The organism is Pseudomonas sp. TWR1-1-3 (assembly GCF_049896805.1).
GTDB classification, from domain to species: Bacteria; Pseudomonadota; Gammaproteobacteria; order Pseudomonadales; family Pseudomonadaceae; genus Aquipseudomonas; species Aquipseudomonas bubulae.
In genome coordinates, this window is the sequence record NZ_JAFCUZ010000002.1 from 584,172 (window position 1) to 610,361 (window position 26,190).

20 protein-coding genes are annotated in these 26,190 nt (G+C 59.1%); 11 read left to right on the plus strand and 9 right to left on the minus strand.

Features of this window, described 5'->3' with window-relative positions; translation table 11 throughout:
- Positions 1-280: 280 nt before the first annotated feature.
- The gene (locus tag ACP7BE_RS10200) at positions 281-1,645 is read left to right on the plus strand and encodes a carbohydrate porin (protein WP_095001628.1); all 1,365 of its coding nucleotides are present in this window, start codon (positions 281-283) and stop codon (positions 1,643-1,645) included.
- A 131-nt stretch (positions 1,646-1,776) separates the two neighbouring features.
- Complete coding sequence (locus ACP7BE_RS10205; protein WP_426105731.1) at positions 1,777-4,194, plus strand: glucose/quinate/shikimate family membrane-bound PQQ-dependent dehydrogenase; 2,418 nt, start codon at positions 1,777-1,779, stop codon at positions 4,192-4,194.
- A gap of 65 nt (positions 4,195-4,259) precedes the next feature.
- Here the strand turns inward: ACP7BE_RS10205 and ACP7BE_RS10210 are convergent, their stop codons facing one another.
- Complete coding sequence (locus ACP7BE_RS10210; RefSeq protein ID WP_426105733.1) at positions 4,260-6,602, minus strand: putative bifunctional diguanylate cyclase/phosphodiesterase; 2,343 nt, start codon at positions 6,600-6,602, stop codon at positions 4,260-4,262.
- A gap of 460 nt (positions 6,603-7,062) precedes the next feature.
- Here ACP7BE_RS10210 and lon point away from each other — a divergent pair, with 460 nt between their 5' ends.
- From lon to cmoB, 6 genes are all read left to right on the plus strand, one after another.
- Entirely contained in the window at positions 7,063-9,492 is a 2,430-nt protein-coding gene (lon, locus tag ACP7BE_RS10215) for an endopeptidase La (RefSeq protein ID WP_095001437.1), read from the plus strand.
- Between the two features lie 210 nt (positions 9,493-9,702).
- Entirely contained in the window at positions 9,703-10,197 is a 495-nt protein-coding gene (locus ACP7BE_RS10220) for a hypothetical protein (protein WP_095001438.1), read from the plus strand.
- A gap of 75 nt (positions 10,198-10,272) precedes the next feature.
- Positions 10,273-10,665 carry a protease inhibitor I42 family protein gene (locus ACP7BE_RS10225; protein ID WP_088379088.1) on the plus strand — a complete coding sequence of 131 codons (393 nt, stop codon included), beginning with the start codon at positions 10,273-10,275 and terminating at the stop codon, positions 10,663-10,665.
- Between the two features lies 1 nt (position 10,666).
- Positions 10,667-11,302, plus strand: coding sequence for a lysoplasmalogenase (locus ACP7BE_RS10230; protein WP_095025835.1), 636 nt, complete (start codon positions 10,667-10,669; stop codon positions 11,300-11,302).
- Positions 11,303-11,386: 84 nt separating this feature from the next.
- Entirely contained in the window at positions 11,387-12,130 is a 744-nt protein-coding gene (gene cmoA / locus ACP7BE_RS10235; RefSeq protein ID WP_095001440.1) for a carboxy-S-adenosyl-L-methionine synthase CmoA, read from the plus strand.
- Positions 12,127-13,083, plus strand: coding sequence for a tRNA 5-methoxyuridine(34)/uridine 5-oxyacetic acid(34) synthase CmoB (gene cmoB / locus ACP7BE_RS10240; RefSeq protein ID WP_095018349.1), 957 nt, complete (start codon positions 12,127-12,129; stop codon positions 13,081-13,083). The genes cmoA and cmoB overlap by 4 nt, the downstream gene beginning before the upstream one ends.
- A 30-nt stretch (positions 13,084-13,113) precedes the next feature.
- Here cmoB and tadA read toward each other — a convergent pair whose 3' ends face one another.
- From tadA to treP, 7 genes are all read right to left on the minus strand, one after another.
- The gene (tadA, locus tag ACP7BE_RS10245; protein WP_095001442.1) at positions 13,114-13,602 is read right to left on the minus strand and encodes a tRNA adenosine(34) deaminase TadA; all 489 of its coding nucleotides are present in this window, start codon (positions 13,600-13,602) and stop codon (positions 13,114-13,116) included.
- Positions 13,602-14,978: a multicopper oxidase family protein gene (locus ACP7BE_RS10250; protein ID WP_095001443.1), complete on the minus strand. Its 1,377-nt coding sequence runs from the start codon at positions 14,976-14,978 to the stop codon at positions 13,602-13,604. The genes tadA and ACP7BE_RS10250 overlap by 1 nt, the downstream gene beginning before the upstream one ends.
- Before the next feature lie 233 nt (positions 14,979-15,211).
- Entirely contained in the window at positions 15,212-15,487 is a 276-nt protein-coding gene (locus ACP7BE_RS10255; RefSeq protein ID WP_150629374.1) for a PTS transporter subunit EIIB, read from the minus strand.
- 2 nt (positions 15,488-15,489) lie between these two features.
- The gene (gene ptsP / locus ACP7BE_RS10260; protein WP_426105738.1) at positions 15,490-18,015 is read right to left on the minus strand and encodes a phosphoenolpyruvate--protein phosphotransferase; all 2,526 of its coding nucleotides are present in this window, start codon (positions 18,013-18,015) and stop codon (positions 15,490-15,492) included.
- 59 nt (positions 18,016-18,074) lie between these two features.
- On the minus strand, positions 18,075-19,298 hold the full coding sequence (locus ACP7BE_RS10265; protein ID WP_095001629.1) for a maltoporin: 1,224 nt from the start codon (positions 19,296-19,298) through the stop codon (positions 18,075-18,077).
- 38 nt (positions 19,299-19,336) lie between these two features.
- Positions 19,337-20,980: an alpha,alpha-phosphotrehalase gene (gene treC / locus ACP7BE_RS10270; RefSeq protein WP_426105741.1), complete on the minus strand. Its 1,644-nt coding sequence runs from the start codon at positions 20,978-20,980 to the stop codon at positions 19,337-19,339.
- 132 nt (positions 20,981-21,112) lie between these two features.
- Positions 21,113-22,555 carry a PTS system trehalose-specific EIIBC component gene (treP, locus tag ACP7BE_RS10275; RefSeq protein ID WP_095001447.1) on the minus strand — a complete coding sequence of 481 codons (1,443 nt, stop codon included), beginning with the start codon at positions 22,553-22,555 and terminating at the stop codon, positions 21,113-21,115.
- Positions 22,556-22,750: 195 nt separating this feature from the next.
- On the opposite strand from treP, the gene treR reads away from it, so the two are divergent.
- From treR to ACP7BE_RS10290, 3 genes are all read left to right on the plus strand, one after another.
- Positions 22,751-23,455, plus strand: coding sequence for a trehalose operon repressor (gene treR / locus ACP7BE_RS10280; RefSeq protein ID WP_095001448.1), 705 nt, complete (start codon positions 22,751-22,753; stop codon positions 23,453-23,455).
- A 170-nt stretch (positions 23,456-23,625) separates the two neighbouring features.
- The gene (locus ACP7BE_RS10285) at positions 23,626-24,183 is read left to right on the plus strand and encodes a hypothetical protein (RefSeq protein WP_150629234.1); all 558 of its coding nucleotides are present in this window, start codon (positions 23,626-23,628) and stop codon (positions 24,181-24,183) included.
- A 303-nt stretch (positions 24,184-24,486) separates the two neighbouring features.
- Positions 24,487-25,143: a trypsin-like peptidase domain-containing protein gene (locus tag ACP7BE_RS10290; RefSeq protein WP_095001449.1), complete on the plus strand. Its 657-nt coding sequence runs from the start codon at positions 24,487-24,489 to the stop codon at positions 25,141-25,143.
- Between the two features lie 120 nt (positions 25,144-25,263).
- On the opposite strand, the gene ACP7BE_RS10295 is transcribed toward ACP7BE_RS10290, so the two are convergent.
- Entirely contained in the window at positions 25,264-26,115 is an 852-nt protein-coding gene (locus ACP7BE_RS10295) for a hypothetical protein (RefSeq protein ID WP_426105744.1), read from the minus strand.
- Between the last annotated feature and the right edge of the window lie 75 nt (positions 26,116-26,190).

Below are 26,190 nucleotides of genomic sequence, written 5' to 3' on the forward strand. Positions count from 1 at the left end.
ACAGCAGTAAATACGCGGCCTCCAATCAAGTCGGGGCGCGACAAAAGAGCCCTGGGACGAACCGTCGCAGCACACTGTTACTGAATCAGAAATGATCCATGTCACTTAAAGTGCTGTTTCTAAACGTTTCGGGGCTTTATCATTTCCGCATAAAGGGCTGAAACGATTCATTCCGCCCTTAACTCTGAAGTGTCAGCCCTGCCCTCAAAGACAGCGCTACCCACTGCCACAGCCATACCTATAAAGACTCGCATCTCGACCTATGTCCACATTCCTGAATATGCGCAAACACAGCGCGCTGCTTCCTGTTGCCGGGCAAAAAGCTCTGGCTTTGATCGGCGGCATTACCGCTCTGGGCCTGGCTACTTGCGTGCAGGCGGCCCCCGCCTTTGACGCTGACTCCAAGTGGATGCTCGGCGATTGGGGTGGTACCCGTAGCGAACTGGAAAAGCAGGGTTACTCCTTTTCCCTCGACTATGTAGGCGAAGTCGGCTCCAACCTGCACGGCGGCTATGACCATGACCGCACGGCGCGCTACAGCGACCAGTTCGGCCTGGGCACGCACCTGGACCTGCAAAAGATCCTCGGCTGGGACGACGCTGAATTTCAGCTGACCATCACCCATCGCAGCGGCAACAACATCAGCAATGACCGCATCAACGATCCACGGGTGGGCGGTTTCACTTCGGCCCAGGAAGTCTGGGGCCGTGGCCAGACCACGCGCCTGACGCAAATGTGGTACCAGCAGAAATTCTTTGACCAGAAGCTCGACATCAAAGTCGGCCGCTTTGGTCAGGGCGAAGATTTCAACTCGTTCCCTTGCGATTTCCAGAACCTGGCGTTCTGCGGCTCACAGGTGGGCAACTGGGCCGGCAGCATCTGGTACAACTGGCCCGTCAGCCAGTGGGCCCTGCGGGTCAAGTATCACCTGACCCCCGAGTTGTACGCACAGGTCGGTGCCTATGAGCAAAACCCGTCCAACCTGGATCGCGGCAACGGCTTCAAGCTCAGCGGCAGCGGCACCCAGGGCGCAGTACTGCCGATCGAACTGGTGTGGACGCCAAAAATTAATGGCCTGCCAGGGGAATACCGCGCGGGTTACTACTACAGTAATGCCAAGGCAACAGATGCTTACAAAGATGCCAACGGCCAGCCAGCAGCCTTGACCGGTGAAGCGTATCGCAGCAGTTCAAGCAAACACGGGATGTGGCTGGGCGTGCAACAACAGCTCACTACCCGCGCCAGCGACCAGTCGAGGGGCTTGAGTGTGTTTGCCAATGCCACTATGCACGACAAGAAAACCAATGCCGTGGATAACTACGTCCAGGCTGGCGTCGTCTACAAAGGCGTGTTCGATGCCCGTCCCAAGGACGATATCGGCTTTGCCATGGCGCGCGTTCACGTCAACCCGGCTTATCGCAAGAACGCCCAGGCCACTAACCAGGCCCGCGCCATCTACGATTTCGACAACCCGGACTACCTGCCTCCCCAGGACACTGAATACAGCGCCGAGCTGTACTACGGCATCCACGTCACCAACTGGCTGACCGTTCGACCGAACCTGCAGTACATCCGCCACCCGGGCGGCGTCAGCCAGCTGGATGACGCACTGATTGGCGGTCTGAAAATTCAAAGTGCGTTCTGACAAACGGACTGCAACAACAACCTTGAAGGTTGTGATCGAACACCTATTTAGCTGATTCACTCCCGCGTCGGTTCGTCCCTTAAAGACCCCACCCTCGCGGGAACACCTCAAACGCAACGGAGAACCACACTATGAGCACTGAAGGTGCTTTCAGTCGAAGCCGCCTGCTACCGAGCCTTCTCGGTATCTTGCTGCTGCTAATGGGCCTGGCCATGTTGGTCGGGGGTATCAAACTGGTCACGCTGGGCGGGTCGTGGTACTACCTGCTGGCCGGGATCGGTTTTGGCTTGTCGGGCGCACTGCTGATTGCCGGGCGCCGCGCAGCACTGACCCTGTACGCACTGGTACTGTTCGCCAGCACCGTATGGGCACTGATGGAAGTCGGTCTGGACTGGTGGCAACTGGTGCCACGCCTGGCCATGTGGTTCGCCATCGGTATCGTCCTGCTGCTGCCATGGTTCCGTCGCCCTGTCCTGCGCGGTCAGTCGGCACCGGTTGCCACCGGCGCACTGAGCGTTGCCGTAGTGCTGGCCGGTCTGGCTGCACTGGCCAGCCAGTTCACCAGCCCGGGTGAAATCAAAGGCCAACTGGACCGTGATGCCGTACCTGGCATGACCAACGCTGCACCGGCCATGCCCGATGGTGACTGGCAGTCCTACGGTCGTACCGCCTTTGGTGACCGTTACTCGCCGCTGAAAGAAATCACCCCGCAAAATGCCCACAAGCTGGTACCAGCCTGGACATTCCGCACCGGTGACATCCCTGGTGAAGGCGATCCCGGCGAAACAACCGCCGAGAACACCCCGCTGAAAGTCAACGGCATGCTGTATGTGTGTACCCCGCACAGCCAGGTCATAGCCCTTGACCCGGATACCGGTAAGGAAATCTGGCGTTACGATCCGAAGATCAGCACTCAGAACGCTGAAAACTTCAAAGGCTGGGCACACATGACCTGCCGCGGCGTGACTTATCACGACGAAAACGCCTACGCCAAAGTCAGCACTGAACAAAGCGCTGCCGAGCCTGCTGCTGCTACATCCAGCAACTCGTGCCCGCGCCGCCTGTTCCTGCCGACTGCCGACACCCGTCTGATCGCCCTGAACGCCGACACCGGTAAAGTGTGCGAAGACTTCGGCACCAATGGCGCGGTAGACCTGCGTCACAACATCGGTACCTTTGCTCCGGGTGGTTACTACTCCACCTCGCCACCTGCCGTGACCAAAGATCTGGTCGTGATTGGCGGCCACGTGACCGACAACATTTCCAACGACGAGCCATCGGGCGTGATCCGTGCGTACGACGTACGTACCGGCAAGCTGGTATGGAACTGGGACAGCGGCAACCCGGAGAAAACCACTCCGATTGCTGAAGGCGAAACCTACACCCGTAACTCGCCAAACATGTGGTCGATGTTCGCTGTCGACGAAGACCTCGGCATGCTGTACCTGCCGATGGGCAACCAGACGCCTGACCAATATGGTGGCGACCGTACCGAAGATTCCGAGCGTTATGCCGCTGGCATCACCGCCCTGGACATCAACACCGGTAAAGTCCGCTGGTACCGTCCGCTTACTCACCATGACCTGTGGGACATGGACGTAGGTGGTCAACCAACCCTGATGGACCTGAAAACCGCCGATGGCGTGAAACCGGCCCTGCTGGCTTCCACCAAACAAGGCAGCATCTACGTGATGGACCGTCGCACTGGCGAAGCCATTGTGCCGATCACCGAGGTTCCGGCCCCGGGCGGCGCTGTTGAAGGTGACCACACTGCACCGACACAGCCACGTTCTGACCTGAACATGATTCCTCCGGTCTTGACCGAACGCGACATGTGGGGCGTAACCCCATTCGACCAGATGCTGTGCCGGATCAACTTCAAGTCCCTGCGCTATGACGGCATGTACACCCCGCCATCGCTGCAAGGCTCGATCGTGTATCCAGGCAACTTCGGCGTGTTTGACTGGGGTGGCATTTCGGTTGACCCGGTTCGCCAGATTGCCTTCCTGAACCCGAGCTACATGGCGTTCACCTCCAAGCTGGTTCCGCAGGCCGACGTGGCTGCAATGGGCCCGCGCAAAGGCGAAACCTCCGGCGTTCAACCGAACAAAGGCGCACCTTACGGCGTGATCCTGGAGCCACTGTTGTCGCCACTGGGCCTGCCTTGCCAGGCACCGGCGTGGGGTTATGTTGCTGCAGTCGACCTGACCAACAACGAAGTGATCTGGAAACACAAAAACGGCACCGTGCGTGATAGCTCGCCGGTACCGATCCCGTTGTCCATGGGTGTTCCAAGCCTGGGCGGGACCTTCACCACCGCAGGTGGTGTGGCCTTCCTGAGCGGTACCCTTGACCAGTACCTGCGTGCTTACGACGTAAGCAATGGTAAAGTACTGTGGGAAGGTCGCCTGCCTGCTGGCGGCCAGACCACCCCGATGACCTACACCGGCAAGGACGGCACTCAATATGTGCTGGTCATGGCGGGCGGTCACGGCGGCCTGGGCACCAAAAAAGGTGACTATGTAATGGCGTTCAAACTGGCTGAGTAAGATTTACAGCTGGTATTGAAAAAGGCGGCTATCGAGAGATAGCCGCCTTTTTTGTGAGCCCGGTTTTAAACCGTTGCCCGCAATTTCCACACCCAGGCCTCGAACGCCACGGCCTCCATTGGCCGACTGATCAGAAAGCCCTGGGCCGTATCACAGTGCCAGCGCTCGAGCAGTTCAAGGGTATGCTGATACTCCACGCCTTCAGCCACCACCTTGAGCCCCAGGTTGTGGCTCATTTCGATGGTCGAACGCACGATCACCGCGTCCTCGCTGGTTTCGTCCAGGTTGCGGATAAACGATTGATCGATTTTCAGCTCTTGCACCGGCAAGCGCTTGAGATGCGCCAGCGACGAGTAACCGGTGCCAAAGTCATCCACCGACAAGCTGATCCCGCCATCACGCAACTTTTCCAGCACGTTGAGCGAGTGTTCGGGGTCGCGCATGGCCGTGCTTTCGGTGATTTCGAATATCAGTTGCTCAGCCGACAACTGATAACGCTTGAGCAGGCGCTCGACGGTCATCAACAGATTTTCACCGTGCAAATCCTCCGCCGAGATATTCAGCGACAGCTGCATATGCAGGCCCTTGCGGTTCCACTCGGCCAACTGACGGATGCCTTCCTCGATGACCCAGCCCGTCAGCAGGAACATGCTGCCCGTGCGCTCAGCCAGTGGAATAAATTCCGCCGGCGAGACCATGCCCAGTTCAGGGTGTTGCCAGCGCAACAGCGCTTCAGCCTGGCGTACATGGCCACTGCGGATATCCATTTTGGGCTGATAATACAGCTGCAGCTGGCCATCGCTGGCGGCACTGCGCAAGTCCCGGATCAGCTGGATTTGCCGTTGGTGGGCGAGGTCACGGTCCTGCTGATACACCTGCAAATAACCCGGCAAGGCGGCGGCATCCCGGCATGCAATCGCAGCACGGCTGATCAGTTCTTCAGCGCTCTGCCCATTGAGCGGGTAGATCGCAATGCCCATGCAGACTTCCAGCAACACCTCGTGCCCATCAATGCTCAGCGGACGCTTGAGCAATGCGTACAACCTGTCAGCCAGCGCAACACCCACATCGACCTGGGTGCTTTCAAGCAGTAACAAGAACTCGTTGCCGGTGATGCGTGCCGCCGTATCGCGTTCACGCAGAGCGTCGAGCATCACGCGGGCGGACTCACGCATGATCCGCTCCCCACCCTCGGGGCCGAAGCTCTCATTGATCACACGATAATTATCGATCCCCAGGTAAATCAGCACCACGCCGCGCCTTGCGCTGATGGCACTGCCCAGGCGTTCCATGGCCAGGGCGCGGTTGGGCAAACCGGTAAGCGGGTCGTGCAGGGCGTTATGTGCCAATTGCTGCTCGCGCACGGCAATCCCGCTTTGCATGGCATTGATCGCCTTGGCCAGAAACCCCAGTTCGTCCCTGCGTGTAAGCTCCACCGGCGTTTCGTAGTTGCCCCGGCCAATGCGCTGCGCAGCCTCCGCCAACAGGCTGACCGGCCGCGAAACCGCCCGCGCCAGCCACAAGGCACCGAGCAATGAAGCCAGCAAAGCCCCCAGGGATATCCACAGAAACTTGCGATCCAGCGAGTCGAATGCCTGCATCGTCTGATCCAGCGGGCTTTGCAGCACCGCCATGACTTGGCCGTTGCCCGGGTCACCGGAGTTGGCGAGTTGCAGCATCTGGCCAAGAAAGCGCCGGCCGTGGAATTCGCTGAAATGGATTGTCGAGCCCGGCGTATGCTCCTGCACGAATTCAATAATGCTGGCGCTCATGAAGTCCGGCTGCGTGCTGCTCAGTATTCCGCTTTCGCCTGGCTTGACCGTCATAAACGACACTTCAAGGTTGCTCAGGGAGCTCAATTCATGGGCAAACACGTCGTCCATCGGCATCCCCGAGACCACGCGCACCACAGGCAAAGGGCCCAGCACCACCCCTTGCACCAGCATGTACGGGCGCCCTGCCAGGATGCCGATGACCATGGTCTGGGTGTTGCGACGGGCCAGCCGCAGAGCCTTGGCATAAGGAAATGCCTGCCCCGCTGGCAGGCCCTTGAGGGTGCTGGTGATGATATTGCCGTCCAGATCCAGCACAAACAGCTCACTGCCATGCAGGCTCGCCTCGAACTCCTGCAGGGCGTGCTCTATCAGCGAGGGGCTGCCTTTGATCGTCGCCTCACGGAAATCCGAGTCATTGGTCAGCCAGTTGAGGCCGTACTGGATACGCCGCCAGCGCAGATCCATAAAGCGCTCGAACACCCGGGTTCCGGTCTTGAGCTGCTCTTGCGCCTGATCGCTGGCCACGGTAATGGTCACGGCTTTAACGGCGAAGTACACCGCACCGATCACCAACAGCAGGAGCAAGGCAAGAAACAGGCTGATACGCGCCTGAAAACTGTTGCGCAACTTCATGCTGCGCCCTCAATCCATTGAGTGAATGCCAATGGCCACATAAGCGCTCCCGCGACTTCCTTGAAAAAGCCATACCGGTGGCCTTCCAATCCATCTTTGTTGTTATGGATCCAACTGCTGCAGACAGAAGATCACCCATTAATTTCGGGCCGTCTACTGTCAAGTTGTTGGCGACAAAGGCCTATCGCACGGGGGTTTGACGGATTATTTCTTCAATCGACGTGCAAGCAGTTGTTCTGCCGCCGAGGAAGGCGTGAGGCTGGGTTTGATTGCGAAGCGACCATGAAATACGGGCACGAGAATGACCTGATCGTCGGTCAAGCTCCCACAGTTGAATATTCCCTGTACCCGCCTATCCGTCTACGGGGTTTCTTCTCCTTACACATGAAAATCTGTTCACCATTGAAACCACTGGCACCGCGCCCCATCTAACATCCATACCCAATTGCGCAGGTGCCCCATGAGCGACCAGCAAGAGTTTCCGGACAACACCACTGAGTACACCGATGTAGAACACACTGAATCCGAACACCATCCACATTCTGGAGGGACTGAATTGGCATTGCCGGAGCAGAATCTGCCGGACAAGGTTTACATCATTCCGATTCACAATCGGCCGTTCTTCCCGGCACAAGTGCTGCCGGTCATCGTCAATGAAGAACCCTGGGCCGAGACCCTGGAACTGGTCAGCAAATCCCCCCATCACTCCCTGGCGCTGTTTTTTGTCGACACGCCCCCTGATGACCCTCGCCACTTCGACACCAAAAGCCTGCCGGAATACGGCACCCTGGTGAAGGTGCATCACGCCAGCCGCGAAAACGGCAAGTTGCAGTTTGTGGCCCAGGGCCTGAGCCGCGTGCGTATCAGCATGTGGCTCAAGCATCACCGTCCGCCGTATCTGGTTGAGGTCGAGTACCCGCAGCAGCCCAAGGAGCCCACCGACGAGGTGAAGGCCTACGGCATGGCGCTGATCAATGCGATCAAGGAGCTGCTGCCGCTCAACCCGCTGTACAGCGAAGAGCTGAAAAACTACCTCAATCGTTTTAGCCCGAATGATCCGTCGCCGCTGACCGATTTCGCAGCGGCCCTGACGTCTGCCACCGGCAACGAGCTGCAACAGGTGCTCGATTGCGTGCCGATGCTCAAACGCATGGAAAAAGTGCTGCCCATGCTGCGCAAGGAGGTCGAGGTAGCGCGGCTGCAAAAAGAGATTTCAGCCGAAGTTAACCTTAAGATCGGCGAACATCAGCGCGAATTCTTCCTCAAGGAACAGCTCAAGGTCATCCAGCAGGAGCTCGGGCTGACCAAGGATGATCGCAGCGCCGATATCGAACAGTTCAAGCAGCGCCTTGAAGGCAAGACCCTGCCGACCCAGGCGCAAAAGCGCATTGATGACGAGATCAACAAACTGTCGATCCTGGAAACCGGGTCGCCGGAATACGCCGTGACCCGTAACTACCTGGACTGGGCGTCGTCGGTGCCCTGGGGCGTGCTGGGTGAAGACAAGCTCGACCTCAAACACGCCCGCAAGGTGCTCGACGCCCATCATGCCGGCCTTGATGACATCAAGGATCGCATCCTCGAATTCCTCGCCGTCGGGGCCTACAAAGGCTCGGTCAGCGGTTCGATCGTACTGCTGGTCGGCCCGCCGGGCGTGGGCAAAACCAGTATCGGCAAGTCGATCGCCGAGTCCCTGGGCCGCCCGTTCTACCGTTTCAGCGTCGGCGGCATGCGCGACGAGGCCGAGATCAAGGGCCATCGCCGCACCTACATCGGCGCCCAGCCGGGCAAACTGGTGCAGGCACTGAAAGATGTTGAAGTAATGAACCCGGTGATCATGCTCGACGAAATCGACAAGATGGGCCAGAGCTTCCAGGGCGACCCCGCTTCGGCCTTGCTGGAAACCCTCGACCCGGAACAGAACGTCGACTTCCTCGACCATTACCTCGACCTGCGCCTTGATCTGTCCAAAGTGCTGTTTGTATGTACCGCCAACACCCTGGACTCGATCCCCGGCCCGTTGCTCGATCGTATGGAAGTGATTCGCCTCTCGGGTTACATCACGGAAGAAAAAGTCGCGATCGCCAAGCGTCACCTATGGCCAAAACAGCTCGAAAAAGCAGGCGTGGCCAAAGACAAACTGAGCATCAGCGACAGCGCCCTGCGCGCGGTGATTGACGGTTATGCCCGCGAAGCCGGGGTGCGCCAGCTGGAAAAACAACTGGGCAAACTGGTACGCAAGGCCGTGGTCAAGCTGCTGGCAGACCCCAAAGCCGTGATCAAGATCGGCCCCAAAGACCTTGAAGCTTCACTGGGCATGCCGGTGTTCCGTAACGAACAGGTCATCAGCGGTACCGGGGTGATTACCGGCCTGGCCTGGACCAGCATGGGCGGAGCGACGCTGCCGATCGAGGCAACACGTATTCACACCCTCAATCGCGGCTTCAAGCTGACCGGGCAACTGGGTGAAGTGATGAAAGAGTCGGCTGAAATCGCCTACAGCTACATCAGCTCAAACCTGAAGCAATTTGGCGGCGATCCGAAGTTCTTCGATGAAGCTTTTGTCCACCTGCATGTGCCTGAAGGGGCCACGCCCAAAGATGGCCCCAGCGCAGGCGTGACCATGGCCAGTGCCCTGCTGTCGCTGGCTCGCAATCAGCCGCCGAAAAAAGGCATCGCCATGACCGGCGAATTGACCCTGACCGGGCATGTGTTGCCGATTGGCGGCGTGCGCGAAAAAGTAATTGCGGCGCGCAGGCAAAAAATCAACGAACTGATTCTGCCCGAACCGAACCGCGGGCATTTCGAAGAGCTGCCCGATTATCTGAAGGAAGGCATCACCGTACACTTTGCCAAGCGCTTTACCGATGTAGCCAAGGTGCTGTTTTAAAACCGTTTGTAGGCCCTGACTTGCCTGCGATTGCCTCACTGCGGCCAATCAGGCAAGTCGGGCTTAAAGCAACACAGTTCGAACATTGGATCCAAAATTCCTCGCAAGTCGCGTACTAGACACGTCTACTGTCATTTATGACAGTAGACGGTTGTTCATTTCCCATCCTTAATAGAGCCAATTCCCACAAAAATAATGCAGGAAAAGAATATGGCACTTCATCATCCTGTATATGAGAACCCGGATGTCCTGAGGCTCAAGGAGTCAGGACAAAAAATCTTCAACCCCAGAACCCGGGGAGAACTCAAGGCCGAACTGCTGGATCGTCCCGCGTTTACCGCGCAGGAAATGACCTTTGCCAGCAGCCAGAAAAAAATCGTCATTACCGGCGAGTTCGATGACTTTGGCTCAACCGCTTATCGCGCGGTTGCGTTCACCCTGGATATCAATATCCAGTCGGGTATCTACCGGTTCCAAAAAGACGAACACGGCCCCATCCTGTCCATGTCCTACATCGAGTGCGTTGAAATCGATGGCCGCCAGGTGTATCACTTGAATCAGGCCGATGTCGGCACCCTGCACCTGAGCGTGGTCGAAAGTTGCTACAGCGCCCGGCTGTTCACCATGGAAGGCCTGGACCACAACAGCAACAGCATGGAGATGTGCGGCGAATTCAGCATCAGCCCGCCCCACGCCTCTTTCTGATCGGCAGGCGACGAATGGCGCAGCTCCCTTCATGGGTTATGCTGCGCCCTTGTGTTTGCCTGACCGGAGCCTTCAATGCCCCCTGTACGCCTTATCCCCCTGCTTGGCCTCAGCCTGCTGACGGCCTGTGCCCAACAGCCTGCACACAACGTTACGCTCGAAGATCAAAGCGACTGCCCCCAGCAACTGCATGTGGGCCAGCAACTGATCCTGTCGTTGCCGAGCAACCCCACCACCGGCTACCGCTGGGCCATCCAGGACTCCGCAGGCGGTGTGCTGCGCAGCCTGGGCCCGGAGGTCTACACCAGTAGCGATAATGGCCAGTTGCTGGGCAGCGGTGGTCAATCGACATGGCGCTTTCAGGTATTTGCCCCTGGCAGCGGGCGCCTGCGCCTGACCTCTCAGCAACCGTGGGAACCCGAAGCCGAACCCGCGCAGGTGTTCGACTGCCCGATTACGGTGAACTGATATGGCGTGGCTGATCCTTGCGATCATGGGAGCTGTCACCTACCTCTATGGCGTCAGCACGCACGCCATGGTGCTGTGCCTGCTGACCAAGCCCGTACCGGTACTGGCATTGCTCGGCTGGCTGCACAGCGGGCCTGTCAGCCCCTATCGACACTGGATCAGCATAGGCCTGGGGTTTTCCCTGCTGGGCGACATTCTGCTGGCCTGGCCACAGGACCTGTTTGTATTTGGCCTTGGGGCGTTTTTGTTTGCCCACCTGGCCTATCTCAAGGCCTACCTGGTGGACTGCCGCCGCGCAGCTGTGCCGGCCTTGATCCTGGCACTGCTTGCCGGTGGCAGCTTGTTGAGTGTCATGGCCAGCCAGGGCCTGGGCGATTTGCTGGTGCCCGTGGGCGTCTACGCCCTGGCCATCAGCGTCATGCTCTGGCGCGCCCTCGCCCGCCTCGGCAGCGGCGTACCGAAACACTCGGCCTGGCTGGCAGCCGCCGGGGCGCTGGCGTTTGTGGTCTCGGACAGCCTGATCGGCATCGATCGCTTTGTGCAACCGTTCAGCGCCGCGCCCTACCTGATCATCCTCAGTTACTGGCTGGGCCAGTGGGGCATTGCCGCCTCGGTGTTTTCCCAGGGCAAACGCTGAACGCTTTATCAGACAGACCGCGCATCCCGGCGCCAACTTGGCTAAAATGCCGCCCCTTTTGAAAATTCCACCGCCGGAACCGCCGTGAGCAAAGAACCCGACCGTATTTTCGCCCAGCCCCTGACCCAGGTGCCGGACTTCGCCTTCAACGAAGACGTTGTGCGGGTGTTCCCGGACATGATCAAACGCTCGGTGCCCGGCTACCCGACCATTGTCGAGAACCTTGGCGTGCTCGCCGCCCAGTTCGCCCGGCCCGACAGCGTACTGTACGACCTGGGTTGCTCACTGGGCGCCGTCACCCAGGCCCTGCGCCGCCATGTGCGCACTGAAGGCTGCAAGGTGATTGCGGTGGACAATTCGGCGGCAATGGTCGAGCGCTGCCGCGAGTACCTCAATGGGCAGAACTCGATGTTTCAGGAGCTGCTGCCGGTTGAAGTCATCGAAGGCGACATCCTGGCCCTGGCGTTCGAGCCGGCCTCGGTGGTGGCGCTGAACTTCACCCTGCAATTCATCGCCCCCCAGGAGCGCCTGGCGCTGCTGGGCCGTATCCGTCAGTCGCTGCTGCCGGGTGGCGCCCTGATCCTCTCGGAAAAGCTGCGTTTCAGCGACCCCGAAGAGCACGGGCTGCTGACTGATCTGCATGTGGCGTTCAAGCGCGCCAACGGCTACAGCGATCTGGAGATTGCACAAAAGCGCAGCGCCATCGAAAACGTCATGAAGCCCGACAGCCTCGAAGAACACCGCGAACGCCTGCTGGCGGCCGGGTTCTCGAAAGTCGTGCCGTGGTTCCAGTGTCTTAACTTTGCCTCGTTGATTGCCTTGCCATGATTGATCTGTCCCCACTTGCCCGGCGTCTGGCCGGCACTCCATTGGCTGAATGGGCCAACACCCTGCAAGCCCAGCTCGACGTCAAGATGGAGAAAGGCCACGGCGACCTGGAGCGCTGGCAAAGCGCGCTGGATGCCTTGCCCGACGTCAAACCGAGCGAAATCGACCTGTTGAACGGCCTGACCCTGGACACCGACTGCGACGACGCCACCCGTGCACAGATGCGCGAAGCCCTGATGGGCCTGTCACCTTGGCGCAAAGGCCCGTTCGACCTGTTTGGCGTTCACGTCGATACCGAGTGGCACTCGGACTGGAAATGGTCGCGGGTCGCGCCGCATGTCGACCTCAAGGGCAAGCGCATCCTCGATGTGGGCTGCGGCAACGGCTACTACATGTGGCGCATGCTCGGCGCAGGCGCCCACAGCGTAATCGGCGTCGACCCCAACTGGCTGTTCTTCTGCCAGTTCCAGGCCGTGCAACGCTTTTTGCAGCAGGAAGCGGCGTGGCACCTGCCGTTTCCTTTCGAAGACCTGCCGCCGAACCTGGAAGGTTTCGACACTGTATTTTCCATGGGTGTGTTCTACCACCGCCGTTCGCCCATCGAGCATTTGCTGGCATTGAAAGACTGCCTGGTCAAAGGCGGCGAACTGGTGCTGGAAACCCTGGTGATCGAAGGTGACGTGAACCAGGTGCTGGTGCCGGAAGACCGCTACGCGCAGATGCGCAACGTGTGGTTCCTGCCCTCGATCCCGGCACTGGAGCGCTGGTTGCGCCGTGCCGGTTTCAGCGATGTGCGCTGCGTCGACGTGAGCGTCACCACCGTTGAAGAACAACGTGCCACCGAGTGGATGAAGTACCAGTCGTTGAGCGACTACCTGGACCCGAACGACCACAGCAAAACCATCGAAGGCCTGCCGGCGCCAATGCGGGCGGTGATTATGGCCAGGAAGTAACACACGCCCTTCACCCCTGTGGGAGCGGGCTCAGCGAGCCCTTCTGGCCTTGAAGAACTCGCTGAGGATCGCCCCGCACTCTTCAGCCAATACCCCGCCTTCATACAGCACCCGGTGATTCAAAAAGCCCTGGGTGAAAAACTGCCCCTGGCTTTGCACAATCCCGGCCTTGGGCTCCAGCGCGCCATACACCACCCGTGCCACCCGGGCGTGCACGATCAGCCCCGCACACATGCTGCATGGCTCCAGCGTCACGTACAGCGTGCTGCCCGGCAGCCGGTAGTTGCTGACAGCCGTCGCTGCATCACGGATGGCCATCATTTCGGCATGAGCACTGGGGTCGCTGCCGCTGATCGGGCAATTAAAGCCACGGCCGATGACTTCACCGTCCTGCACCAGCACCGCACCCACCGGCACTTCACCCAGCGCTGCGCCTTGAGCGGCCAGCGCCAGCGCTTCGCGCATAAAGTCTTGATCGCGGCTGCGGTCGATAATCAGGGGTTGACGCCCTTGTCGCATCAGGAAACCTCAATAGCGGCCATCAGGCCGGTTTCCATGTGATCAATCACATGGCAGTGGAACATCCACACGCCAGGATTATCCGCCACCAGCGCCACGCGGGCACGTTCGTTTTTGCCCAGCAGATAGGTGTCAGTGAAATACGGAATGATTTTTTTGCGATTGGAGGCCAGCACCTTGAAACTCATGCCATGCAAATGGATGGGGTGCTGGTACTGGGTCATGTTCTTCAATTCAAAGATATAGCTCTGACCCAGCTTGAGTTTGGCAATCGGTCGGTCAGCGCAGGTCTTGTCCTTGATATCCCAGGCCACACCGTTGATCTGCCAAAGGCTCGGAGGCTGATCCGGGCCCAGGTTCTCGGACATCGAACCGACCCATTCAAAGTTGAAGTTGATCTTCTCGGCATTGGCCACGTCGGGCTCGGCAATCGGGTTGGCGGGCAACGCCGGTGGCCACTCGCCCGGTGCATCGGTGCTGGCGACCGAACGCAAAGTGCCCAGCCGTACCGGGCCGTCACGCAACGACAGTTCTTCACCGGCGGGCGGGGCCTTGATTGCCAGGCAAATACGCATGCCCGGGCCCAGCCAGTAATCCTTGCCCAACGGCCTTGGCTCGATGGGGTTGCCGTCCAGCGCGTAGATCATCGCTTCCACGCCGGGGATATTCAGGCGATAGGTAAGGGTGTTGTCGAGGTTGAGAATACGCACGCGGGTGATCTGCCCTGCAGGCAGGTCGATGGTCGGCACATGGCTGCCATTGATGGTCGACAGGCGCCCCGCCGTACCGCCACGGGCCGCTTCGCGGGTGATGCTGAACGGCAGGAAGCCGCCCTCTTCATCGACGTGCCAGTTCTTGATGCTCAGGGTGCGCTCGTGCTTGAAGCCGGTAGGCTCGCGCTCTTCGACGATCAGCGGGCCGACCAGGCCACGACCCAGCTCTTCGCTGCTGTTGACGTGGGGGTGATACCAGTAGCTGCCGGCATCGGGCACGCGGAACTTGTAGTCGAAGTATTCTCCGGGCAATACCGGTAGTTGCGAGACGTAGGGGACGCCGTCCATTTCCAGGGGCAGGCGGATACCGTGCCAGTGGATGGTGGTTGCGACTGGCAGATGGTTGATAAAGCGCACCCGCAGCCACTCACCCTGACGCACGCGCAGCTCGGTACCTGGAGCCGATGGACCGAACGCCCAGGCCTGGGTGATATGGCCGGGCACCAGCTCGACGTCCAGTGGCGCGCTGATCAGTTCGTAATCGTGGCCGGCGTTCTCGGCAGCCACCTTGCCCAGCCAGTAACGCGAAGCGCCTCCTGCGCCAACACCCACCACTACCAGGCCGGCCAGACCACCGAGTATTTGTCGACGGGTAAAGGACATGGATTCAACTACCTCTCGTATCCGGCGCGGGCGTTGGGCCCGCAAAAGGCGAATACGATACACCTGCAATTGCGAAACAGTAAGGGCGGGGTGGCGAAGGGTCACAGCTGGCAGGCAAACACAGCCTGTGGGAGCGGGCTTGCTCGTGATTGGATCGCTGCGGTGTTGCAGGTACACCACAGTGCTGTCATCGCGAGCAAGCCCGCACCCACCTAAGGGCCGCAGGACTGGGTTTACAACCCCTCCACCAGATGCACCACCCCACCCGGCAGGCTCAGGATCCCGGGCACACCCGCCACACGCAGGGCTTGCGGATCCAGGCGGGTGATATCGGCCAGCTCCACACGGATCCGGGTCAAGGCCACCCGCTGCTCGGTCTTGATATTGCCGCTCCCGCCCAGCGCAGCCAGCACCGTTTTATCCAGTGTCGACACCGGTTTAGCGGGCTCATCCGCCACCAGATCGGGTGTCAGGGCCTTCCAGAATGCTTTAAGTGCTTTATCGAACATGTTCAGGACTCCAACTCGGTCATGGGTTGCACCAATGGCTGCAATGCAGCCCGCACCTGCCCGGCACTCTCCAGGCCCAGCACGCGCTGCGCCAGGGCCTGGCACGCGACGAAATCCAGCTCTCGAACCCGCGCCTTGATACTCGGGATCAACGGCACGCTGACTGACAACTCATCGACACCCAGCCCCAGCAGCAATGGTACCGCCAGCGTCTCGGAGGCCAGTGCGCCGCACACCCCGACCCATTTGCCGTGGGCATGGGCGGCCTTGACAGTGGTGGCGATCAGGCGCAGCACCGCCGGGTGCAAGCTGTCGGCCTGGCTGGCCAGACGCGGATGGTCCCGGTCCATCGCCAGGGTGTACTGGGTCAGGTCATTGGTACCAATGGAGAAAAAATCCACCTCGGGGGCAAACAGATCCGCCATCAACGCTGCTGCCGGCACTTCGATCATGATGCCCAGTTTTGGCAGGGTCTTGATCCCCAGCGCCAGCGCCTGCTCCTCGAGCAACTGGCGGGCCATGCGCAGCTCGGACAGCTGCGTGACCATCGGCAACATAATGTGCAGACGGGTCAGGTCGGCACTGGCCAGAATCGCGCTGAACTGCTCACGCAACAGGTGTGGACGCTCAAGGCACAAGCGGATTCCGCGCATGCCCAAAAATGGATTGGCCTCGTGTGCCATCGGTACATAGGCCAGTGGTTTGTCGCCGCCCACATCCAGCGTGCGCACCACCAGATTGTGCCCGGTACCCACGACACCGGCGATGGCGCTGTAAGTGGCAACCTGCTCGGCATGGCTGGGGGGGCTGCTGCGTTCCAGATAAAGGAACTCGGAGCGCAGTAAGCCGACCCCTTCTGCCCCCAGGCTCACCGCTTGCTCTGCCTCGGCCAGGGACGCGATATTGGCGCTGACTTCGATACGTACCCCGTCACGGGTACTGGCTGGCTGTGCCGCCTGCTGCAAATCCTGCTGCTGACGCTTGTGCTGAAGGGCACGCTGGAGGGTGAGCTGGCGGATCCGCTGCGGATCCGGCTCCAGGTGCAGCTGCCCCTGATCCGCATCGAGCAACACCTCGGTTCCGTTAGCCAGCGCCAGCACCTGTGGCGACATACCGCAAAGTGCCGGCAAGCCCAGCGCCCGGGCCAGAATCGCCACATGACTGCTGGCACCGCCACCGACCGTGGCAAAGCCTGCAACCTTGCGGGTATCCAGGGTTGCGGTCTGCGACGGGGTCAGTTGCTCGGCAATCAGGATGGCCAGATCCGGCAACTCCAGTGCGCAGTCCTGAACCCCGAGTATCAGTTTGAGTACGCGCTGGCCGACATCGTCCAGATCCAGCGCGCGCTCGGCCAGCAAGCGATTGCCCAGGCCTTTGAACAGGGTCGCGGTTTCGTGTGTGGCACTCTGCCAGGCGAATGCTGCGCTCTTGCCCTGCTCGATCAGCCCGAAAGCCTGCTCCAGCAAACCGGGGTCTTCCAGCAGCTCCTGGTGAGCGTTGAAAATCTCGGCCTGAGCCTTGCCCTGTGTGGTGTCGCACAGCGTTTGCAGCTGCGCGGTGGCTCCTGCCAGGGCCTGTTGCAACTGCTCGCGCTCGTGGCGCTGGTCGGTTGCCAGTTCGCTGATCTGCAACACGCTTTCTGTCAGTTGCACAACATGACCGAAGGCCGAACCCGGTGACGCACAGACCCCGCGCAATTCGTTGCTGGCCACAGGCTCCGGCACTGCTACTGGCTGCGCTTCGGGCGCCTTAGCCACGACCGATTCGCCGCAACCCTCAGCCAGCAGTTCACTCAGCACCTTGAGCGCTTGCTCGGCATCTGAGCCGCAGGCACTGAGGTAAACGCTGTCGCCGCAAACCGTCTGCAGGGCCATGATCGCTACCAGCGACTTGGCATTGGCGCTCTCACCCTGTTTGTGCAAATGAAGGGTTGCCGCAAAGCCTTTCGCCGCCTGGGCGAGCACCGCTGCAGGACGGGCGTGCAAGCCGTTGGGGTTGGGCAGACGCTGCGGCTGGGAACGCTGGGTATCGCCGGCTTGCACCTCGGCCACTGTCTCGGCCTGCCCCAGTTGCAGACGCAGCAGCGGCTGGCCCGTTTCGACCAGAACGCCACCTGGTGACGGGGCCTCAAAAGGTTCGCCGCTGACCACCAGCATCAGCGTCAACAGGCTGCGGGCATGCAGGGCGATGTAGTCTGCATCGAACTCGATCAGCGCCTGCCCCGCTGTCACCTGCTGGCCCTCCTCGACCAGCGCCGTAAAGCCTTTGCCGCCCAGGTTGACGGTATCCAGACCAATATGCAGCAACACCTGCACGCCATTGGCATGGGTGATGCTGATGGCGTGGCCGGTGTGTTGCAAGTTACTGATCACCCCGGCCAGCGGCGCACAAAGCACCTGCGACGTCGGATCGATACACAGGCCGTCGCCTATCAGGCGACTGGCAAACACCGGATCGGGCACGTTATCCAGCGCCATCAGCACACCGGACAGCGGTGCCAGCAATTCCACTTGTTGGGATGTGACCATAACTTCACCTGCAGTTGATTCGGTTAAATGCCGATGGAGCGCGAGCCCCGACAGCTCGCTTACTTCCACCAGTACTCGACTTGCAAACCTGCGTTGGAACCGTGACGGGCCGAACCGAATGCACCGCTGTCGGAGAGCGCCGAGCCTGCATCAAACTCATTGGCGGCGCGCTGTGCCGCAGCGTTCCAGCTGGCATAGGTGTAATACAAACGCACTTCCGGGCGCGTCCAGAAACCTGGGCCCTTGGGTGACCAGGTGGGCGCGAAAGTGAACTTGCTCAACTTGCGCGTACCGTCCGCGGCCTTGACCTGATCGTGCCCCAGCTCGGTGACCAGCTTGAACTGCTCACTGATCGCGTAAGTCGGGCGCACGCCCAAAGACAGCCACTCCTGATTGCCGCCGTCGGGGCGAAAATCCTTCTGGTACACCGCCTCCACCTGCCCGCCGAAACGCGGCGTCACTTGCCAGTCGAAAAACTCGACGATGCGATAACGCTTGCTGCTGTTATCCAGGCGAAAGTCGCCGGTATAGCCCAGGCCGGTGCCCGAGCCTTCGCCGTACTGCACGGCAAACTTGTTCTTGCCCCCCAGAAACTCGCTCTGCACATGCTGCGCGGTAATGGCCCAGCCACTGTGGGCGTCAGTGCGCTCGGGCTTGTCCAGATAACTGAGGCCCAACTCCAGCTCACCGCCGGGGTTGGTGTTGAAACCGGCCACGTTGAAGTCGTGGCGAGTCACATAGTTTTCCTGGTACAGGTTGTCTTTGCGCGACAGGGCGTAGCTGTATTTCAGGCCACCGATCAGTACATCCTCGATACCGGCACCGGTGGCGCTCTGGTTCCAGTAGTAGAAGTCGGAAATATGGATGTCGTTACGCTTGTAGTAACGGCGCCCGGCCCACAGTGAGCCGCCATTGAGGCCCGGCAGGTTCGACCACTGCGCGTACAGTTGCGGCAGACGCGCCGAACCGTTGTCGCCCTGGAAGGTCAACTGGCGGTCGTACTGGTTGTACAGCGAGGCCATGCCATCGACGCTCAGTACCGAGCCATCGTCAAAGCTGTACACGTCCTGGCGCAGTTCCAGTTCGGCGTATTGTTCGCACTCGTTGCCCAGCCGGTACTTGGCCTCGGCACCGGGCAGCTTGAAGCAGGATTGCTTGCCGCCATTGAGCGAGTTGCCCACGCCACTGCGCAAATACCCGGCGAACTCCAAAGCGCTGGCCGACAACGGTGCCAGCAGGCACAGGCTGGCGATACAGATGCTGTAGTTGAGTGAAGATTTCATGGAACGACCTTTTTTATTGTTATGGGTAAAACCGGTAATCACTGCAGATGCAGGGCAAATGACTCATACGGACGCAGTGAAATCCGACTGCTGCGCACCGGGCAGTCGTCGTAGTTGCTGATCAGCAGCCGCTGGCTCATCCCCGCGTCAACCACACCTTCAGGCAGTTCGATATCGCAGGGTGTGCCATAGAAGTTGTTGATCACCAGCAGACTCTCGCCATCGCCCTGACGCACATAGACCCATACCTGCTTATGCTCGGGCAACAACAGACGATATACACCGTGTTGCAGCAAGGGCTCTGCGCGGCGCAAGGCAATCAATTCGCGGTAGTGATGCAGCACCGAAGCCGGGTCATTGCGCTGGTCTTCAACGTTGATAAACGCCGCGTTGGCGGGGATGCCAATCCACGGTTCGACACTGCTGAAACCGTCATTGGCCTGATGATCCCATTGCATTGGCGTGCGGCCGTTGTCCCGTGACTTTTGCTTGATCGCAGCCATGCATTCGTCGTGAGGCACCCCGGCTTCGCGCTTGAGGCGATAGATATTCAGGGTTTCGACATCGCGATACTGCTCGATATGCTCGAACCCGGGGTTGGTCATGCCGATTTCTTCACCCTGATACACATAGGGTGTGCCTTGCAAAAAATGCAGTGCCGTGGCGAGCATTTTGGCCGAGACCACGCGGTGTTCACCGTCATCGCCAAAACGCGAAACCACACGCGGCTGGTCATGGTTACACCAGAACAGCGCGTTCCAGCCGCCACCGGCCTGCATACCAACCTGCCACTCCGAAAGAATGCCCTTGAGCTGCAGGAAATCGAAATCAGCCCGCACCCACTTCTGCATGTTCGGGTAATCGACTTTCAGGTGATGAAAATTGAAGGTCATCGACAGCTCCTGGCTGTCAGGGCGCGAGTAGCGGATGCAGTGCTCAAGGCTGGTGGACGACATCTCGCCGACGCTGACCAGATCGTGGCCGGCAAACACTTCGCGGTGCATCTCCTGCAGGTACTCATGCACGTTGGGGCCATCGGTATAGAAACGGCGGCCGTCGCTGTCGTCCTGGGGGAAATGCGCCGATTTCGAGATCAGGTTGATCACATCCAGGCGAAAGCCACCCACGCCCTTGTCCCGCCAGAAGCACATCAGCTTGTAGACCTCGGCGCGTACCTTGGGGTTGTCCCAATTGAGGTCGGCCTGAGTGTGGTCAAACAGGTGCAGATAGTACTGGCCGGTTTGCGCCTCGTATTCCCAGGCCGAGCCGCCGAATTTGGACTCCCAGTTGTTTGGCTGGTCGCGCCAGATATAGAAGTCGCGATACGGGTTGTCGAGGCTGCTGCGCGCCTGCAGGAACCACTCGTGTTCGATGGACGTGTGATTGACCACGATATCAAGCATCAGCTTGAGGCCACGGGCACCGGCTTCGCGGATCAGCAGTTCGCAATCGGCCATGCTGCCGTAACTCGAGTCTATGGCGTAGTAATCGCTGATGTCATAGCCGTTGTCGCGCTGGGGCGAGCGCAGGAACGGCGTCAGCCACAGGTAATCGACGCCCAGCCACTGCAGGTAATCGAGCTTGTCGACCACCCCCCGCAAGTCACCGGTCGCGTTGCCCGCGTGGCTGTAAAAGCTTTTTGGGTAGATCTGATAGATCACTGAACGCTGCCAGTCTTGCATGGGGTGTTTTCCTTGCTTGGACGTTGTAGCTGCTGGTGCAGGCTGCGATAAGGGCCGCTGGACCGTCTATCAAGACGGGCAGCTTCGCAGCCCATCGCAGCCTTCGGCAGCGGCTACAGGAAAGTGGATGTGCTACGCGACGCGATAACCCGGACGAATGATTTTCAGGCTCAGGCCGCAGGTCAGGACAAACGGCACGACAATGGCCATCAACATGCCGATGACAAACATCGGGATGTACTGCGGAATGATCGAAATAAAGCCGGGCAAGCCGCCAACACCGATGGCCGAAGCCAGCACCTTGTTCAGCGACAGGAAAATGCTGCCCAGCGCCGAGCCGATCAGCGCCGCATAGAACGGGAACTTGTAGCGCAGGTTGATCCCGAACATCGCCGGTTCCGTGATGCCAAAGTACGCCGAGACTGCAGAGGTAGAGGCCATGCTGCGCTCACGCACATTGCGGCTCATGTAGAACACCCCGAGCGCGGCGCTGCCCTGGGCCAGGTTGGACATGACGATCATCGGCCAGATAAAGGTGCCGCCGTGGTTGGCAATCAATTGCAGGTCCACGGCGAGAAACATATGGTGCATGCCGGTAATCACCAGCGGTGCATACAGCAGGCCGAAAATCATTCCGCCGAGCACCGGGGCCACGTCGAACAACAGCACTACGCCTTCGGTAATGAGGATGCCGAGGTGACGGGTCACCGGGCCAATGATCGCCAGCGCCAGCACCCCGGTGATGACGATGGTGGTAATGGGTACCACCAGCAATTGAATGGCATTGGGCACTCGCGCCCGTAGCCATTTCTCTATCACGCTCATCACATAGGCGGCCATCAGGATCGGCAGGATCTGCCCCTGGTAGCCCACTTTCTCGATCTGGAACAGGCCCAGGATGTTGAAGTACGGCAGGCTCTGGCCCTCCAGCCCGGCCACGGCCTTGCCGTAGTTCCAGGCATTGAGCAGGTCGGGGTGAACCAGCATCAGGCCCAGCACAATGCCGAGGATTTCGCTGCCGCCAAATCGCTTGGCCGCCGACCAGCCCACCAGCGCGGGCAGGAATACAAAAGAGGTATTGGCCATGAGGTTGATCAGGCTCCACACCCCGTCCAGTTGCGGATAAGCGTCGAGCAGGGTTTTGCCGTCGATAAACATGCCCTTGGCGCCGAGCAGGTTGTTAACCCCCATCAGCAAGCCGGCAATGATCAGGGCGGGCAGGATGGGCATAAACACATCTGAGAACACACGCACCAGACGCTGCATGGCGTTGGCCTTGTCGGCGCCCTGCTGCTTCACGTCGGCGATAGTGGCGGCTGCCAGGCCGGTCTGCTCACGCAGGGCGGCATAGACCTTCTCGACTTCACCGGGGCCGATCACCACCTGGTACAGGCCGCCCGTGAAGAAGGAGCCTTTGACCAGATCGATCTGGTTGAGGGTGGTGCTGTCGACCAGGCTTGGGTCCTTGAGGGCCAGGCGCAAGCGTGTGACGCAATGCGCGGCCTGCTCAACGTTGGCGGCACCACCGAGGCTGTGCAGCAGCTCGCGGGCGATCTGGGAATAGTCGTGGCTCATGCGTGGTCTCGCTTGAATTTTTATTATGGAGCGTCGCTGTGGCAGCACGCCGTAGCAAAAAAATACTCGTCTGTACGAGTTAAAGCAACAACTGGTACAGACGAGTTAGTGATTTTTCTGCCGCGTACTTGCGCTGCCTTCCCTCCACCCCTTAAGGTTCCGGGCCCCGAGCCCAACCGGCATAGAGCCCTCGCCATGACCAAATACAATCAGATCTACACGGATCTGCTTGCCAGTATCACCACTGAACGCCTGGCCCGCGGCGCGCGCCTGCCGTCCGAAACCGAGTTGATGGCCAGCTATGGGGCCAGCCGCGGAACCGTGCGCAAGGCGATTGAACAACTGCAGGAGCGTGGATTTGCCCAGAAGATCCACGGTAAGGGCACTTTTGTATTGTCATCCAGCCCGATCGAGTTCCAGCTGGGCGGTATCGTCAGCTTTCAAGAGACCTACCCGCGCCTGGGCGGTAACGTCAGTACCGAAGTGGTGGAGTTCACCCGGTTCCCGCTCGAAGGCGCACTGTGCGAGAAGTTCGATGTTGCAGCGGGCAGCCTGATAACCCGCATCAAACGCGTGCGCCATATTGATGGCAAGCGGGTGATTCTGGACATCAACCATTTTGTCAGCGACCTGATTCCGGGGCTGGATCAGGCCATTGCCGAGCACTCGATCTATGCCTATATCGAGCAGACCCTGAACCTGCAGATCAGCTATGCCCAGCGCACCATCGAAGCGGTGCCGCGCAGCAAGGACGACCAGCAGCATCTGGACCTGGAGGGTCAGAGCCATGTGATCGTGGTGAGCAACCAGACGTTTCTACAGGATGGGCGCCAGTTCGAGTACACCGAGTCGCGGCATACGCTGGACAAGTTCTACTTTTCGGATGTGGCGCGGCGATAATCACACGCAGCGCTGCCCGAAATGCAAAAGACTCCTCGTGTACAGGGTGTTACTCCGCAGGGCTTGCATCAACACACGAGTCAACTCCATCGCAGCACCAACAGCGTAAGGGAACTTTCACTCTGCAAATGGCTCTACACAGTCCTTTTCACAGGCAGTTCAAGGATCGAATGAAAACTTATCTGGCGTTTCCGTTGGCAGTCACTTTTGCGCTTGTCATGACCGGCTGTAGCAGCCGTCAGGCGGGTGATCTCACTTCAGCGCCGGTCGTGCCACTGGTCATGAATGACCATCAAGCCAGCGTGACCTTCCGTACCATCGGCGGGGAGGGTGATCACCCTGTCAGTTACATGTACGGGTATTCCGACGGTCGAATGGATGACGCGGGTGATCGTGTTTATGACACGGCTTACTTCAAGCGCATACCGGCCTATCTGAAGCGAATTGGCGGTGGCACTGACAGCATCAGCAAGCTGGTCGATGCAGACAAAGTGGTGCACGTGGAAGGGACGGTCAAAGCCAAGCAGTTCACCTTCAACGGTATTCCCATGCCTACGCCGTTCGACAAAGAGCAGCCTGTTGCGCAGCAATTCACCCCGCAAGCCAAGAAGAATTACGTGGTTGAAACCGTGATCGCCGACACTTGGGTGATGAACGTGTATGAAGTTTCTCCAACCGGTGAACGCAAGACCGTTGGCGCTCAAAAAAATGATGGCGCCGCAGACTGATAGTGCATGAAAGGCCTTGAGCCCGGCTTGATATAAAAAAAGCGATCAACCTTTGCTGTTGATCGCTTTTTTTGTGGCCGGCGCTCTGAACCATCAAACTTCCGACGCCAATTATTTGAACGTGGCAATTGCTCGAAATGGCAATTGAGCTTAGTTCGATTGATTCATACGCGTTATTAAAACCTCATCCATAAATAATACATGCCTCAACCAAAACAATTGGTTAGGCGTGCTGTTTTTGCTGTAGTCAAAATACTGACAATCAAAGCCAGTCGCATCCTCCCTATAAGTCGGTGATTTATCATGATCAAAATCATGGCCTTCTTGTTAATAGGAGTTGTCACTGCAGGATGCAACGGATTCGTGAAGCCCGACTTGTCGGGGCCGGTCAATGAAGCTTACTTTCCCGTCTTTTCAGGCTTTCCCATGCCGTATATGTACATGGCCTCGGCCGTGCAATGGAATGAGGACTACGCCGTCACCACTGGGCATACCCCGTTTATCCCCAACGTTGCATACCGTTGCAGCACACGCTGCGACCTGGTCTTTATCAAGCATAAAGCCAATGGTCACTTCCCGGCATGGCGAGCGCCGCAGGTGGGAGAGAGCATCACGGCCGTGGGCGTGAGCCCTTACCTTGTGACCACTACGGGTAAGGGCAAAGTGTATAAAACCCCCTTCAGCAATACAGAAGATCACAGCGGTGACCTGTATGCCATTCACGATGCCCCGCTGGTCAAGGGCATGTCGGGTGGGCCGGTGATCGCCAGTGACGGTTGCGTGGTGGGGATCAATGCCGGTTTTTATTCGACCAGCCTGAACAGTGCAATTACGTTGCCCGAGTTGAAGAGCGCGCAGAGAGTGAGCATTTTTATCCCGTATTCGATTGTTGCCCGCGAATGGGGGATGTTGCAGGCGCAGCTTGATGGGGGGCGTGGGTCGAAGTTTGCGGCCAAGTAAAAAAGCCTCTCACCCTGGCCCTCCCCCCCGAGGGCTGGGGTGGGGGGCTTATTTTTGAAGCTCGGCGACCTGAAAGACCCAGGGTGAATCTGTCGGCTGTCACGCAGGGTACTGCGTTGTTTATTGACCCCGCAGGTTGGCAAGGTAGTCAACGTCCAGCATATAGGTTTTACCCAACAACTTGCCCCCCCCATACCAAGGCGTTCGGTTGAAGCTCAAGTTCAGGCCATCGTAGCCGTATTCAAAAAGATACCCGCTGCTGCTCGTAAATTTGAAACTGCTATCGGAATACTCAAGCAGCGCATATTGGGCACTCTGCCCCAGCACAAAAAGGCTTTTGATCCGCTGCAAATACAAAGGGGCGAGCTCTACGAAGAGGGTTTTGGCCTGCTGGTGATATTGCTCAAGTGTCAGCCCGTGGGTTTTCTCCAGTCGCGTCGCAATCAACGCAAAGACATCAGCATTCGTATTGGCGACCGCCAATTGTATGCGCATGAAAGAAGAAAGCTTCTTCGGGTCAATCTGCAGTTTTCGTTTTCTGGTAGAGGATCCAGCAGGGACTTGCACCATGAACACATCAGTTTTTGGCAACATCATCACTGAGCTGGCAATGTAAGCAGCACACGCGGTGATACGTCGGGATTTATCCGGGTCAACCAGTAATGAAAGCGGGTGCCCTTGTGGAGGCACCGTACTTAGGTCAATGCCTTGGTGCATGAGCTTTTGAGCCACTTGCAGCGGGGTACTCTCACCCCGCGCCAAGGCGCACACCTCGGACATCAACAATTCATTGCGCTGACCGTCATGCATCGGCACGAGCACCATGACAGCGCTCTGAATCACCGGAAGAGCCGGCAGTGATACGACCTGGGAGTCCTTGGCGACATTGGCGACATTGGCACGAGTGCTGTTATCACAGGCAACCAGCAACATCAGGGCAAGGATCCAGCTGGATAGAGTGGACACTGACATAGGTATTAGCCTTGTGTTGACCGAAAAAAGCCAGGCGGCGCTAACGCTGCCTGGCTGTAAGGTACTCAACAACCC

Excerpts from the sequence above, each read along its gene's own strand:
- ACP7BE_RS10200 (WP_095001628.1), top strand. The coding sequence starts at position 281 with ATGCGCAAACACAGCGCGCTGCTTCCTGTTGCCGGGCAAAAAGCTCTG.
- ACP7BE_RS10205 (WP_426105731.1), top strand. The coding sequence starts at position 1,777 with ATGAGCACTGAAGGTGCTTTCAGTCGAAGCCGCCTGCTACCGAGCCTT.
- ACP7BE_RS10210 (WP_426105733.1), bottom strand. The coding sequence starts at position 6,602 with ATGAAGTTGCGCAACAGTTTTCAGGCGCGTATCAGCCTGTTTCTTGCC.
- lon (WP_095001437.1), top strand. The coding sequence starts at position 7,063 with ATGAGCGACCAGCAAGAGTTTCCGGACAACACCACTGAGTACACCGAT.
- ACP7BE_RS10220 (WP_095001438.1), top strand. The coding sequence starts at position 9,703 with ATGGCACTTCATCATCCTGTATATGAGAACCCGGATGTCCTGAGGCTC.
- ACP7BE_RS10225 (WP_088379088.1), top strand. The coding sequence starts at position 10,273 with ATGCCCCCTGTACGCCTTATCCCCCTGCTTGGCCTCAGCCTGCTGACG.
- ACP7BE_RS10230 (WP_095025835.1), top strand. The coding sequence starts at position 10,667 with ATGGCGTGGCTGATCCTTGCGATCATGGGAGCTGTCACCTACCTCTAT.
- cmoB (WP_095018349.1), top strand. The coding sequence starts at position 12,127 with ATGATTGATCTGTCCCCACTTGCCCGGCGTCTGGCCGGCACTCCATTG.
- tadA (WP_095001442.1), bottom strand. The coding sequence starts at position 13,602 with ATGCGACAAGGGCGTCAACCCCTGATTATCGACCGCAGCCGCGATCAA.
- ACP7BE_RS10250 (WP_095001443.1), bottom strand. The coding sequence starts at position 14,978 with ATGTCCTTTACCCGTCGACAAATACTCGGTGGTCTGGCCGGCCTGGTA.
- ACP7BE_RS10255 (WP_150629374.1), bottom strand. The coding sequence starts at position 15,487 with ATGTTCGATAAAGCACTTAAAGCATTCTGGAAGGCCCTGACACCCGAT.
- ptsP (WP_426105738.1), bottom strand. The coding sequence starts at position 18,015 with ATGGTCACATCCCAACAAGTGGAATTGCTGGCACCGCTGTCCGGTGTG.
- ACP7BE_RS10265 (WP_095001629.1), bottom strand. The coding sequence starts at position 19,298 with ATGAAATCTTCACTCAACTACAGCATCTGTATCGCCAGCCTGTGCCTG.
- treC (WP_426105741.1), bottom strand. The coding sequence starts at position 20,980 with ATGCAAGACTGGCAGCGTTCAGTGATCTATCAGATCTACCCAAAAAGC.
- treP (WP_095001447.1), bottom strand. The coding sequence starts at position 22,555 with ATGAGCCACGACTATTCCCAGATCGCCCGCGAGCTGCTGCACAGCCTC.
- treR (WP_095001448.1), top strand. The coding sequence starts at position 22,751 with ATGACCAAATACAATCAGATCTACACGGATCTGCTTGCCAGTATCACC.
- ACP7BE_RS10285 (WP_150629234.1), top strand. The coding sequence starts at position 23,626 with ATGAAAACTTATCTGGCGTTTCCGTTGGCAGTCACTTTTGCGCTTGTC.
- ACP7BE_RS10290 (WP_095001449.1), top strand. The coding sequence starts at position 24,487 with ATGATCAAAATCATGGCCTTCTTGTTAATAGGAGTTGTCACTGCAGGA.
- ACP7BE_RS10295 (WP_426105744.1), bottom strand. The coding sequence starts at position 26,115 with ATGTCAGTGTCCACTCTATCCAGCTGGATCCTTGCCCTGATGTTGCTG.